This is a genomic window from Actinacidiphila glaucinigra, assembly GCF_035918135.1.
In the GTDB taxonomy this organism is placed as follows: Bacteria; Actinomycetota; Actinomycetes; order Streptomycetales; family Streptomycetaceae; genus Actinacidiphila; species Actinacidiphila glaucinigra.
This window is the reverse complement of record NZ_CP109144.1, coordinates 8,608,969-8,621,746: the sequence shown is the minus strand read 5'-3', so window position 1 is coordinate 8,621,746 and position 12,778 is coordinate 8,608,969. Positions and strand designations below refer to the sequence as shown.

The window sequence follows — 12,778 nt, the reverse complement described above, 5'->3', positions numbered from 1 at the left end:
TCGGGCGCCGCGGTGGACGGCACGTCAGATCCGGCGCAGGGCGGCAGTGACCTTGCGGTAGGGCCGCAGGGTCACCGGGCCGAGGAGGCCGGACGGCAGGGGCTTGTTGCGCTCGTTCGACAGGGTGTTGGACACCCGCACCGTCAGGGTGTTGCGTCCCGCGCGCAGCAGGTCCGTCACATCGGCGGTGTACGGGGTCCACAGCAGCGGGGGCAGCTCGGTGCCGTTGACGGTGACCTGGGCGACCTCCCTGACCTGGCCGAGGTCGAGGCGGAAGCCGCGGCCGTCGAGGGTGCCGGCGTCCAGGACGAGTTCGGTGGTGTAGACGCCGCTGCCGGAGAACAGCGGCTCCACGGCCGTCCAGCTGCCGAGCGGGCCGGTGACGGGGGTGGCCCCGGCGCGCTGCAGGGTGAGCGTCCAGTCGCCGGCCACGGGGACGGGCGCGAGCGGGTCGGTGACGCTCACCGTGCCCCGGTAGGCGCGGCCGCCGTCGGTGCCGGTGAGGACATGGTCGCCGGGGGCGTCGAGGACGGCGGTGACGCGCAGGGTCTGTCCCGCGGCCGTGACGGAGGCGATGGCCGCGGCGGGCAGGGTGCTGTCGGTGAGGTGCGGCCGGGGCCTGTCGCCGGCGCGCACCACGACGGCGAGGGTCTCGTACGGGGCGAGCCGCAGCGGCAGTCGGACGCCGCCGTGCTTCTGCTGCCGGTGGACGGGCGCCGGGCGCACGGTGCCGGTGACGGGGTCCCAGAGTTCGGGGACGCCGTCGGCGGGGAGCACGGCGACGGTGTCGACCGGTGCGCCGCTCTCGTTGTTGAGGAGGAACGCGACGTCCTTGCCGCGGGTGGTGCGCAGCACGCGGACGGCCGGTGCCTGCGGTTCGAGGACGGCCGCGGCGACTCCGGCGTCCCGCGCCGCGTCCCCGAGGGCGGCGGTGCCTGCGACACGGACGGCGGTTCCCGCGCCGACGCGGCGGCTGCCCGGGACGGCGTCGCCGAAGAGGGCGCTCAGTGCCCGCTCCAGGGTGCGGTCGCGACCGTCGGCGTCCTCCTGGGGCAGGGTGCCGACGGCGACGACGGTGCCGCCCTGCCGGGCGAAGGCGTCGAGGCGCGCGACGGCGGCGGCGTCGAGGGTCGGGGTGACGGGGAGGACGGCGAGGTCGTAGCCGGCCTCGCCGACGACGAGCCGTCCCTGGTGGACGCGGGCGTGGGCGAGCAGTTCCGGGTCCCCGGACAGGGCGCCCTCGTGGACGAGGTCGAAGTCGACCTGCGCGCTCTCCAGCGCGTACGCGGCGTCGGTGAAGGCGCCGTCGACCTCGCCCTGGCGGGTGGTGCCGCGCCACTGCTCGGCGGCGCGCTGCGGCTGGATCAGTGCGGTGCGGGCGCCGGAGGTGCCGCGGGCGACCTCCATGACGCGGCCGATCCAGTCGGCGATCGGCTCCATCGCCCACCACCAGGGCGCGCGCGGGCCGAACGGCGGCGGGAAGAACACGCGCTGCTCGTCGGTCCACAGCGCGTGCAGCACGGTGAGGTTGACGCCGCGGGCGGCGTTCGCGCCGACCAGCGCCCGCACGAAGTCGGGGGCGACCTGCCAGCCCATGTTGCCGAAGCACTCCAGCAGCGCCCGGTCGCGGCCCATCTGGTGGGCGACGCTCACCGGGTTGCGGGGGATCATGGTGGGCTGTCCGGCCACGTACTCGGCGGTGATGATGTCGCCGCCGGGCACCTGCGCCCACTGGTGGACCTTGTGCAGGTCGCCGGTGGAGACGATCCGCTTGGAGGGCGAGGTCTCGTCGTACAGCGGGTTGGTGATGAGCGCGACGCCGCGCTTCTCGTACCACTGCGACTGCTTGCGGAAGTAGCCGGCGAACCGGTCCGAGACGGCCTGCCAGTAGCGGCCCCTGGTGATGCGGCCGGTGCGGCCGAGGTCGTCGAAGGCCGTCGCGTAGGCCGTGCCGGGCTCGGTGCCCGTCTTGCGCAGGGCGGCGGCCAGGGTGGGCGACCACGGGAGGCGCTTGAAGTGGGCCTCGGCGGAGGCGAAGAACGGCTCGTCGTCCCAGAAGCCGGGGATGACGTTGCCGAAGTAGCGGGCGAACCTGCGGTGGTACTCGCCGGGGACGATGTCCAGGAACAGCTCCACCGGCTCGTCGTCGAGGAGGTCGACGTAGCTGCGGCTGTAGCCCTGGGAGTCGTCGATCAACGGGGTTCCGCCGAAGACGTCGATCAGCCAGTCGCCCTCGGGGACGCGCCAGGTGCTGCCGTCGCCGAGCTCCCCGGTGAGTTCGACGAGCCGGTCGCCGGAGGTGGCGCCGACCGGGCGGGCGGCGGCCGCGACGGGAGTCGCGACGCCGGCGGGCGGGATCCGGGCGGGGAAGTCGCCCGCGGCGGCGGGGTTGTCGAAGGCCGTCCTGGAGTACAGGGCGGTGCCGTCGCCGGCGGTCACGCCGAGGCTCGCCCACAGGGCGCGCTGGTTCCCGGTGGCGCGGACGCCGACACCTCCGGCGGGGTGCGTGGTGTCGGTGACGGTGCCCTTGGCCTTGCCGTCGAGGGTCATGGTCAGGGTGGCGCCGCTGACGGTGACGGCGAGGGTGTGGAACTTGGTCTTGTTGAAGCCGTCGGTGCGGGTGGAGCGGGCGAGTTCGACGGGGTCGCGGTCCTTCCGGAGGAGCGAGACGGTGACGACGCCGGTCTGGTCGAACTCGACGGCGTAGCCCGCGGCGCCGTCGGCGGCGGCCCGCACGACGAGTCCGGCGGCCACCTGGTCGGCCCGGGCGCTGCCGGTGACGGTGTAGTCGTGCCACTCCTCTCCCCCGCGCAGCACGGCGGCACCGCCCAGGACGGCGGCGTCGGCGACCAGCGAGGTGGCGTCCACGCCGACGCCCGTGGTGGTGCGCAGGTCGACGGTGGCGGGGCCCGAGACGACGGTGCTGGACCGCCACAGGGCCTTCAGCCGCAGGTCCGGGCGGGGCGGGTAGGTGCGTGAGCCGACCTGGCCGCCCTTGACGATGTACTCGCCGGAGCGGCCGCTGGGGAAGTGGTCGTCGTTGAAGATCCACACCCGCATGCCGGTCTTCTCGGCGGTCTTCAGGACGTGGCCGACGATCGCGAACCATTCCTCGGTGAAGAAGACCGGCTGCATCTCCGCGTTGTCGAAGGGGAAGAGGACCACCTCGTACATCCCCTTGTCCTGCAGATCGGCCATCTGGGCGTCGACGAGTTCCGGGGTGACGGGGCCGTTCCAGTACCAGTAGACCGTCGGGCGGCTGTCCTTGGCGGGGTCGGCGAAGCGTGCGGGCGACCAGGTCGCCTCCGTCGTGCCGTGGTGCTGCTGTGCGGCGTACGCGGGGAGGGGCAGGCCGGACGCCAGCGCGGCTCCGGTCACTCCCGCGGCGGCCACGAAACGGCGTCTGGACAGGGGGAATTCAGGCATGGCGGTACTCCGTGAGGTGGGGGCGGGGGGAGGCGGGAGGGCGGGACCTGGCGCTCCCGCCGGCCGTGTCAGGCGGTCGCGAGGGCGGCGACGTCGGCGGGCGCGAGGGCGCGGTTGTGCAGCCGGAAGCCGGCGACCGCACCGGTGAGGTAGGGGTGCGTGGGGTTCTGCGAGCGGCCGAGGTAGTTGTGCGTGGTCGTGCCGAGCAGCAGCGGGCTCGCGGCCATCGCGGGGTTGCGGCCGGCTTCGGCGCCGTCGACGTAGAGGATGCCGGTGCCGTCGCCGAGGGTGAGGGCGACGTGGGTCCAGCGGCCCGCGGGCAGCGGCGCGGCGGCGTCGACGACGTCCTCGGCCTCCATGCCGGCGATCTTCAGGGCGGCCCGGGCGCGTCCCGCGCCGGTGCGCGGGGTGAGGAACAGGTAGGTGTCCTTGTGGTAGCCGAGGTCGAAGACGCGGGCGGAGTTGACCAGGACGTCCACCCGCACCCACATGCTGACGGTCAGCTCGGACAGCCCCGCGGTCAGGGCCGGGGCCAGCGCGACGTGGCCCCCGGCACCGTCGAGGGCGACGGCGGACCGGCCGCCCGGTCCGTCCGGTCCGTCCGCGGTCCAGGAGGCTCCCGCGGTGAGCGCGGCGGGGGCGAACGTCCGCGTGGTGTCGAAGGAGGTCGTGCCGGCGCCCTCGTCGAGGGGGTAGCGGGCGATGTCGCGTTCGCGGCCGGGGCGGGGGGCGACGGCCCAGTAGACGCTGTAGTTCTCGTGGTGGACCTGGTGGAACGGCCTGAGGGTGACCGCGCCGCCGTCCGCTTCGGCGGTGAACACGCCGTCGGCGCCGCGCACGGGGCGCAGGGATTCCGGCCGGATCTCCGGGATCGTCGTCAGTTCCGTCGGACCGTGGGTGCCGGCCAGCACGAGCGGCCCGTACGACACCGAGCGCACCTGCGGGTTGTCGGGCGCGGGGCGCCACACGGGTTCGCGGGGCAGTGTGAGTTCGACGGTGTCCCCGGCCCGCCAGCGCCGGTCGAGGGTGAGGTGGCTGCCGGGCTCGACGCGGCCGGTGTAGGGGTGTCCGGCCACGCGGACCCGGGCCCGTCCCGGGCCGTCCGCCAGCCAGCCCGGTATCCGGACCTTGAGCGCGAAGCGGCCGCCGCCCTCGGCGACGGTGATGCGCACGGTGTCCCCGGAGACGGCGTGCTGACGGATCGTCACCCTGCCCGTCGCCCCGTGGGGCCGCCAGTCCGCCTCGGAGGGGATGAAGAGGTTGACGTAGAGCGCGTCGGCGGACTGGAAGTAGATGGTGTCCGCGAACTTGGTGTGGGTCTCCAGGCCGGTGCCGTGGTCGCAGGAGAAGTTGTCGTAGTCGCCGCTGTAGCTGCCGGGCGCCGCCCCCAGCCCGCCCTTGGGCTGCCGGTGCGAACCGGCCCACAGCCCGGTGTAGTACGTGACGAAGCCGTGCTCGGAGTCGGGGTCCTGCTCGCCGAGCATCTGGTTGTACAGGGTCCACTCGTAGTGGTCCATGTAGGCGGTGCGCGACGGTTCGTGCAGGAACAGCTGCCGGCCGAGCTTGAGCATGTTGTAGCTGTTGCAGTTCTCGCAGGTGTTCTCCGACAGACGGCTCACGATCTCGTCCGGCGGCCCGAAGAACTCCAGGTTGGAGTTGCCGCCGATGGCGTACGTGTGGTGCTCCACGACCGTGCGCCAGAAGGTGCGCGCGATGTCGAGGTAGCGGCGGTCCCCGGTGGCCTCGTAGCTGTACGGCGCGCCGACGATCTTGGCGATCTCGGTGTTGGCGTGGCGGCCGGCGAGTTCGTCGCGTCCGGCGGCGAGCGGCGCGTAGAGCTCCTCGTGGTCGAAGCGGCGGGCGGTACGCAGGTGCGCGGGGTCGCCGCTGAGGAGGTGGAGGCGGGTCAGGACGTCGTTCATGCCGCCGAACTCGACCTTGAGCACGGACTGCATGCGCTCGTACGGCAGCGGCGCGGTGCGCGCGTCCGCCCAGGCGGCCATCCCCAGGAGCACGGTCATGGCCTGCCCGTTGCCGCTCAGGGTGTACTGGTCGAGCAGCCCGGCCATGATCTTGTGCAGGGTGTAGTACGGCGCCCAGGGCTTGCCGCCCGCCTCCAGGCTGTCGAAGACCGACTCGGGGAAGGCCGACAGGTATCCGTCGTGGAACCCGGCGCCGGGCGAGGCCGCCTGGCACTGGGCGAGCGCGGCGACGAGGACGCGGGCCTTGTCGGCGTAGACCTGGTCGCCGGTGTTGGCATGGGCCTGGGCGAGCGCGGAGAGCAGGTGCCCGGTGGTGTGGCCGCGCAGCTGGACGTCGGGGGCCTCCCAGCCGCCGCAGGGCTCGGCGGACGAGGGCAGTCCGACGTTGCGGCGGAAGGTGTGCAGGAGCCGGTCGACGTCGACGAAGCGCAGATAGGCGCTGGTGCGGCGCATGTTGTCGAGGAAGGGGCTCGCCAGCAGGCGTACCGCGGACAGCGGCAGCGGGGCGAGCCTCGGACGCGCGGCGGGCGTCGGCCCGCTCCGGCCGGCGACCGGCGGCTCGGAGACGCTCGGCGCGGCGGCTGCGGGGGCCGCCTGGACGGCCTGGGCCGCCACCGACAGGGTCGCGGCCGCGGCGGCGCCGGCGGTCAGCACATTCCTGCGGGACGGCTGGGAGGGGTGTGGTGCGGACATTCTCGGAACTCCTTCCGGGCACGGAGGAGTACCACCGGTCGGCGGCTGCCCGGCGGTATGCGGCCGTGGAACGCGGTTGGCCGGGCAGCCCGATGCCCGGCCACTGGCCTGAGAGCGAATGAATCGTTTTTAGAGCCAGCGGCAACCTAGGGTGACTTCACGGAGACCGTCAAGGGCCGCCGGACATTCCGGGGGACGTGGGGCCACGTCCCCGACGGACCGTCACAAATGGCTGGACAAGGGACATCTGGACGCCGGCGGTCCACCCCCAATGGCGGCGGCGCGGCTTCCGGAGCCGGGCGCCTTGTCGCGGCAGCCGTCGCCGCGTATGTTCCTCCCCGGCGCGCACTGAATCGTTCAAGTCCAGAAGGGGGGCAGCGAGCGCGGTCACCGTGCCGCACCGGGCGTTCACGGGCGGCAGTGGGCACGCCGCCGCATTCCGGCAGCGTCAGACTCCGGGGGATACTCCTTGACGGCGAAAGGAACAGTCACCCATGACCACTGACGAGATCTCCGCGGCCGCCGCCGGCACCTGGCTCCTCGGCGACATGAAGGTCAACCGGATCGGCTTCGGCGCGATGCGGCTGACCGGCAGCGCCGCCTTCCACCTCGGCACGCCCAGCGACCGCGACCGCGCGATCGGCGTCCTGCGCCGCGCCGTCGAACTCGGCGTCGACCACATCGACACCGCCGCCTTCTACTTCTCACGGCTGCGTTCGGCCAACGAGCTCATCAACTCGGCCCTGGCGCCGTACCCGGAGGACCTGGTCATCGCCACCAAGGTGGGGCCCGCGCGGGACGCCTCCGGGGAGTGGGCCACCGCCGCCCGTCCCGACGAGCTGCGCGGCCAGGTCGAGGAGAACCTGCGGCAGCTCGGCCGCGACCACCTCGACCTGGTCAACCTCCGCTTCATGAGCCGCACTTCCGTCGCCGAGCACTTCGGCGCCCTGTCCGAGCTGCGCGACGCCGGACTCGTCCGCCACCTCGGGCTCTCCAACGTCCGTCCCGAGCACCTGGCCGAGGCGCAGGCCATCGCCCCCGTGGTGTGCGTCCAGAACCGCTACGGCGTCGACGCCCGCGACAGCGACGACCTGCTGCGGGAGTGCGGCGCCCGGGGCATCGCCTTCGTGCCCTTCTACTCCATCGCCGGCGAGGGCCGCGAGCACGGGTTGGACGCCGGCGGTGCCGAGAGCGACGCCGTGCTCACCGTCGCGGCCGCCCACGGCGTCTCGCCCGCGCAGGTGCGGCTCGCGTGGACGCTCGCCCAGGGCGACCACGTGCTCGCCATCCCGGGGACGGGCAATCCGGAGCACCTGGTCGACAACCTGGCGGCGGGCGCGCTGCGGCTGACGGACGAGGAGACGGCGCTCATCGACGCGGCCGGCCGCCCCGCCCGCTGACCCCGGCCGCGCCAGGGTGCCCGGGGTCAGTCGTGGGGGACGACCGCCACGGGCGCCTTGGCGTGGTGCAGCACCGCGTGCGTCACCGGGCCGACGTGCAGCCCGGCGGCCGCGTGCCGGACACGGCGGCCGACCACGACCAGCGAGGCGTCGGCCGCCGCCTCGATCAGGTGGTGCGCCGCCCCGCCGGCCAGGGAGTCCTCGACGACCGCGACGGCGGGGTACTTGGCCCGCCACGGCGCCAGCACCTGGGTCAGCGCCTTCGCCTGGGCGCCGGTCAGCTCGTGCTCCAGGTCCAGGGCGATGGCCGCGGGGTTGTAGCCGTAGGAGGCCGGCAGGTTCCAGCCGTGGACGACGCGCAGGCCCGTTCCGCGCAGCACGGCGGCCTCGAAGGCGAAGGCCAGCAGATCGTCGTGGGGCCGGGTCAGGTCGATGCCGAGCACCACGTCGCGGAAGGGCGTGTACTGCGAGACCAGCCCGTCGAGGTCCGGGCGGTGCTCGTCCTCGCCCTTCTCACCGGCCCGTACCAGGACGACGGGCCGGACGGCCTGGGCGACGGTCGCGGAGGCCACGGAGCCGACGAGGAACCCGGCCAGCGCGCCGAGGCCGCGGGAGCCGAGCACCAGCAGCTCCGATTCCTCGGCGGCGACCGCGAGGGCCGCCGCGGGCTGCCCGCTCACGAGACCGGCGGAGATCTCCAGGTCCGGATGGCGCCCGGCCAGTTCGGCGGCGGCGTCGCGCGGCACGGACTCGGCCCACTCCCGCTGGGCGTCGGGGTCCACGGCGGCCACCGCACCGGCCAGCGGGGCGTAGACGGAGCTGTACGGCTGCCACTCGTGGACGTGCACGAGCCGCAGCGGCAGCCCGCGGCGCAGTGCCTCGCGGGCGGCCCAGTCCGCCGCGGCACGGCTCTCGGGCGATCCGTCGAGACCGGCGGTGACCGTACGGGACATGAGGCGCCTCCTGGCGAACGGGACGAAGGGCATGGGCTGTTCGCCCCCAGCTTCCCGCCGGCCGCGGGCCCCGGGCAGGGGCCGCCGGGCCCGGCCGGGGGCCGATCGGCCCATGGGCGACGGCATACGACGTCCGGGACAGTGGGGAGCAGGTCACCGCTGCGATCAAGCGTACGGGGGCGGATCCGGGCGCGACGGCAGGGGGTGACGCATCCGCGACGTACGAAGGGACGTGGCCGGTCATGACGCGGCAGGACGCGGCCGCCGCGGCCGCCGCGGCCGGGGACATCGGGCACCGGATCGCGAGCCGCCGGGAGGAACTGGGCCTGTCCCCGGAGGAGACGACGGAACGCGCCGGCATCGCCCGGGCCACCTGCGGTACGTGGAGCAGGAACCGACCGCGGCCCCCGGCAGTGCCACGCTGCACGGGCCGGCCACGGCGCTGGGGACGAGCGCGTCCGCGCTGAGGCGGGGCTGCCGCCCGGCCGGGGGCGCGCGGCGGACCGGGCGAAGCTGGTCGAACTCGGCCCCGGGAGTGCTGGGCGCCTCTCTCCACCCACGGGGTCGGCAGGATCGGGCTGGACACGCCCGACGGGCTCGCCGTCCTGCCGGTCGACTACACGGTCGCCGAGGGCGTGATCGCCTTCCGCACCTCTGCGGGCGCCACGCCCGCGGCAGCCGCGGACACCCGGTGCGCGTTCGAGGTCGACCACGTCGACGAGGCCCCAGCGAGGGCTGGAGCGTGCTCGTCCGCGGCGTCGCCTCCGCCGTGACCGACCCGCGAGCCGTCCGCGAACTGGCGGAACGGGAGTACGGCGATCCCTGGGCAGGGGGTGAGCGCGACCTGTGGATCCGCCCCGTCCCGGCCGGCGTCACCGGCCGCCGCATCGCGGTCGGCTGGGCACGCGGGCCGCCGCCGCGGCCGCGGCGAGGCTCGAGGCCGAGCCGTCCGCTCCCACGACCACCAGGCCGCTCACCGCGCCTCCTCCGCCGCTCTGCCGCTCGTGCCGCTCGTGCCGCTCGGGCCTCCCCGGGCTCAGGCCCTGCGGTGGCCCCATGAGGGACCGGTCTCCTCCCACTCGCGGGCCCACGCCGCCGCGCGGTGGCGGTCGATCTGCAGGCGGACGACCCAGCGTCCGGCGAGGACCAGCGCGCAGGCGCCCGCCGCGGCGACCGTGCCGAAGACCACTCCCTGGGCCTCGGCCTGCGCGGGGGTGAGCCGGTTCTGCTGCAGGCGGCCGTTCGCGTCCAGCCAGACGGTGGCGGGGGATCCCGCGGGGCTGCCCGGTTCGACGCGGGCCTGGCCGGTCCGGGTGGAGCCGTCGGGCGCGGTCCACCGGACGGGGGTGAGGACCTTGCCGATGGAGCCGGTGTACGGGTTCTCCACGGCCCTCGCGGCGTCCTCGGTCAGGAAGGCCGTCGCCAGGTGGGTGCCCTGGCTGCGCCGGAGCTCGGAGTGCTCCACCGCGGCCGCCGTGGCCGCGCCGGCCGCCGGGGCCCCGGCGGCGATCAGCAGGGCGGCCGCCACGCCCGTACAGGCCTCCACGACATCGCACCGGCGCCGCAGCGGATTGCGGCGCCAGCGCCAGAACACCGCCCTGCCGCCCATGCCCGCGCTCCCTTCCCTGTCCGACGACCGTCGCACGCGCCGGCGCTCCCGCAGCAGGGGCCGCACGGATCATTTCCGCCACAGGACGGGGCCGACCGGCCCCTCCGTGCGTACGCGCCCGGCGCGCCCGGCACCGCCGCCCCGGATGTGACGACCGTCACCCGCCGGCGATCGAACTTCACGTGCCGCCCCGCGTCCTGTCGGTGTCCTCGACACCTTCCGGATACGGAGTACCGATGCCCACCCCCCTGACCGGCCCCCTGTCCCCCGGCACCCACACCTTCGAGGTGGACGGGGTCGTCCAGCGCTACCACGTCCACGGCACCGGCCCGGTGTGCATCGCGCACTCGGGCGGGCCGGGCGTGTTCTGGGAGTACCTGCGCATGCCCGAGGTCGAACGGCAGCTCACGGTCGTCTACCCGGAGCCGGCCGGCACCGGCGGCTCGGGCCGCCTCCCCTCGCACCCGCACGGGTACACCCGTGAGCTCTACAGCCGGTTCCTGGACGCGCTCGTCGACCACCTGGGCGTCCCGCGCGTGCACCTCCTCGGGCACTCGCACGGCGGGTTCGTCGTCCAGTACCACGCGCTGCACCGGCCCGCGCGCGTCGCCGGGATCGTCCTGTACGACAGCGCGCCGGTCACCGGCCCCGAGCACGGCGCCGAGGCGATGCGCATGGTCCAGGAGTTCGCCGCCCGGCACGAGGGTCACCCCGGTCTGCCGGAGGTCCTGGGGGCCCTCCAGGGGGTGTCCGCGATCTCCGACGACGTGGAGATGACGGCGGCCCTCAAGGGGCTGCTGCCCGCGTACTTCGCCGACTACTGGGGCCGGGAGGAGGAGTTCGCACCGCTGCGCGCCGCGGTGGCGGGTACGCACATCTCGGGGCTGGACGAGAATCTCGCCCCCGATCTCATCGACGACCGGGGGCAGTTGGGGGCTCTCACCGTGCCGGCGCTGGTCGTTGCCGGCCGGTACGACGTGATCTGCGGGATGCGGTGGGCCGGTGAACTGCACGAGCTGATCCCCCAATCGGAGCTGGTGGTCCTGGAGAACAGCGGGCACTTCGGCCACCTCGAGGAGCCCGGGCGCTTCGCGGAGGCGGTGGTGGGCTTCGTGACCGCCCGGGAGCGGGTGGTCCCCGCCTGACGGTCCGGAGGAACGAGTGCGACGCGGCGGCCGCGTGGCCGCCGCGTCGCAAGGCCGAACGGGCCTCACCCGGCCGTCGGGGGGCCGGGCCGGCCGGTGACCGGGGACGCCGTGGCGTCCCAGGTCACCGCCGGCCCGGACCGTCGCCCGCCGGGGCCGCGGCTCAGGTGATGACGTCGTACTCCCCGTAGGAGTGCTGGGGCGTCATCGTGGAGTCGAGCCCGTTGGTGACCCATGTCCCCAGGACCATCTCCGCGGTGATGCCCGGGCCGAAGCCGGCCAGCAGTCCGCGGTGCCCGTCGAGGGCGGAGCCCTCCTCGAACATCCGGTACAGGGCGTCGAGGACGACGGCGCTCGCGATGTTGCCGTACTCGGTCAGCGTCGCCCGGCTGAACCGGAACGACTCCGCCGGGACGCCGAGGAAGCGGCACAGGTCGTCCAGGATCCGGGGGCCGCCGGCGTGGATGATGTAGTAGTCCAGCTTGGCGGCGTTCCACGCGTGGTCCTCGGCGACCTGGCGCAGCACCGGTGCCAGGGGTTCCATGGTGCCGGGTACGCGCTTGTCGAGCTGGAAGTGGAAGCCCGTCTGGCGCACCGCGTAGGAGATCCACTCCTCGGTGTTCGGGATGAGGTAGGAGGCGTTGCGCTCCAGCCGCATCCCGGTGCCGCCGCTGCCGCGGACGACGGCGGCGGCGATGCCGTCGCCGAACAGCCCGTTGGACAGCAGCGTTCCGACGCTGAGGTCCGTGGGCTGATAGCACAGTGAGCAGAACTCGCATGCCACGATGAGGGCGTTGGACTCGGGGTACGCCGTACAGAAGTCGTGGGCGCGGTTGATGGCCGCACCTCCCGCCGCACAACCCAGTTGCGCGATCGGCAGTTGACGGGTGTCGTGGCGGAATCCCATCTTGTTGATGAGCCACGCCGTCAGCGACGGCATCATGAAGCCCGTGCACGATACGTACACGATGATGTCGATGTCCTCGGGCTCCAACTCGGCCTGGTCGAGGGCCTTTCGTACGACGGCCGGTACCCGTGCCTTCGACTCCGCCTCGTAGATCTGGCTGCGTACGTCGAAGCCCGGATGTTTGAGCACCTCTTCGATCGGCTGGATCAGGTGCCGCTTCTGAACGCCCGTGTTCTCAATGAGCCTGAGGGTCAGGCCGAGTTGCGGGTGGTCCTTGTGTAGCCGTCGTGCCAGCTCAAGCGTTTGTTCGCAGGTGATAACGTTGTCGGGAACCGAGATCACCGGCTTGCACAGAACAGCCATGGGTGGCTCCATTTCCTGCCCCTCGGCGGGCTATGGTCCATCTGGTGCGCTGCTCCGGGATTTCCGGAGCAGGCCCGTACCTGTCACGAAAATGCGGTAGGGGGTACGGGCGCATTCATCGGCGCACCCACAAAGGACTTTCAGGAGGTCCCGGCAAAAGTCGGTTCACAAGAAGGGACCGGCCGCTGTCGAAGTGGATTCATGGCCTGTTCAGATTTGCGTCCACCAGGAAAATGTACGTCACTTGGGCGGATTCCGCATGTCGGAGCGGCCCGCACCCGCACTCACAAGGGACGACGT

Annotated in this window: 9 protein-coding genes; 3 read left to right on the top strand and 6 right to left on the bottom strand. The window is 73.6% G+C overall.

The window, feature by feature from the left end:
- Positions 1–24 precede the first annotated feature (24 nt).
- Entirely contained in the window at positions 25–3,426 is a 3,402-nt protein-coding gene (locus OIE69_RS39120) for a glycosylhydrolase-like jelly roll fold domain-containing protein (RefSeq protein ID WP_326579873.1), read from the bottom strand.
- A 68-nt stretch (positions 3,427–3,494) separates the two neighbouring features.
- Positions 3,495–6,101, bottom strand: a complete 2,607-nt coding sequence (locus OIE69_RS39115) for a glycoside hydrolase family 127 protein (RefSeq protein WP_326579871.1) — start codon at positions 6,099–6,101, stop codon at positions 3,495–3,497.
- A gap of 494 nt (positions 6,102–6,595) precedes the next feature.
- On the opposite strand from OIE69_RS39115, the gene OIE69_RS39110 reads away from it, so the two are divergent.
- Positions 6,596–7,501, top strand: a complete 906-nt coding sequence (locus OIE69_RS39110) for an aldo/keto reductase (RefSeq protein WP_326579869.1) — start codon at positions 6,596–6,598, stop codon at positions 7,499–7,501.
- A gap of 26 nt (positions 7,502–7,527) precedes the next feature.
- Here OIE69_RS39110 and OIE69_RS39105 read toward each other — a convergent pair whose 3' ends face one another.
- Entirely contained in the window at positions 7,528–8,454 is a 927-nt protein-coding gene (locus OIE69_RS39105) for a universal stress protein (protein ID WP_326579867.1), read from the bottom strand.
- Between the two features lie 572 nt (positions 8,455–9,026).
- Here OIE69_RS39105 and OIE69_RS39100 point away from each other — a divergent pair.
- Positions 9,027–9,227 carry a pyridoxamine 5'-phosphate oxidase family protein gene (locus tag OIE69_RS39100; RefSeq protein ID WP_326581543.1) on the top strand — a complete coding sequence of 67 codons (201 nt, stop codon included), beginning with the start codon at positions 9,027–9,029 and terminating at the stop codon, positions 9,225–9,227.
- A 99-nt stretch (positions 9,228–9,326) separates the two neighbouring features.
- On the opposite strand, the gene OIE69_RS39095 is transcribed toward OIE69_RS39100, so the two are convergent.
- Entirely contained in the window at positions 9,327–9,512 is a 186-nt protein-coding gene (locus OIE69_RS39095) for a hypothetical protein (protein WP_326579865.1), read from the bottom strand.
- Positions 9,491–10,063: an Rv1733c family protein gene (locus OIE69_RS39090; protein ID WP_326579863.1), complete on the bottom strand. Its 573-nt coding sequence runs from the start codon at positions 10,061–10,063 to the stop codon at positions 9,491–9,493. The genes OIE69_RS39095 and OIE69_RS39090 overlap by 22 nt, the downstream gene beginning before the upstream one ends.
- A gap of 236 nt (positions 10,064–10,299) precedes the next feature.
- Here OIE69_RS39090 and OIE69_RS39085 point away from each other — a divergent pair, with 236 nt between their 5' ends.
- Positions 10,300–11,208 (top strand): alpha/beta fold hydrolase, encoded by a 909-nt coding sequence (locus OIE69_RS39085; RefSeq protein ID WP_326579861.1) that lies wholly within the window; start codon positions 10,300–10,302, stop codon positions 11,206–11,208.
- A gap of 163 nt (positions 11,209–11,371) precedes the next feature.
- Here OIE69_RS39085 and OIE69_RS39080 read toward each other — a convergent pair whose 3' ends face one another.
- Positions 11,372–12,478, bottom strand: coding sequence for a type III polyketide synthase (locus OIE69_RS39080; protein ID WP_326579859.1), 1,107 nt, complete (start codon positions 12,476–12,478; stop codon positions 11,372–11,374).
- Positions 12,479–12,778 lie beyond the last annotated feature (300 nt).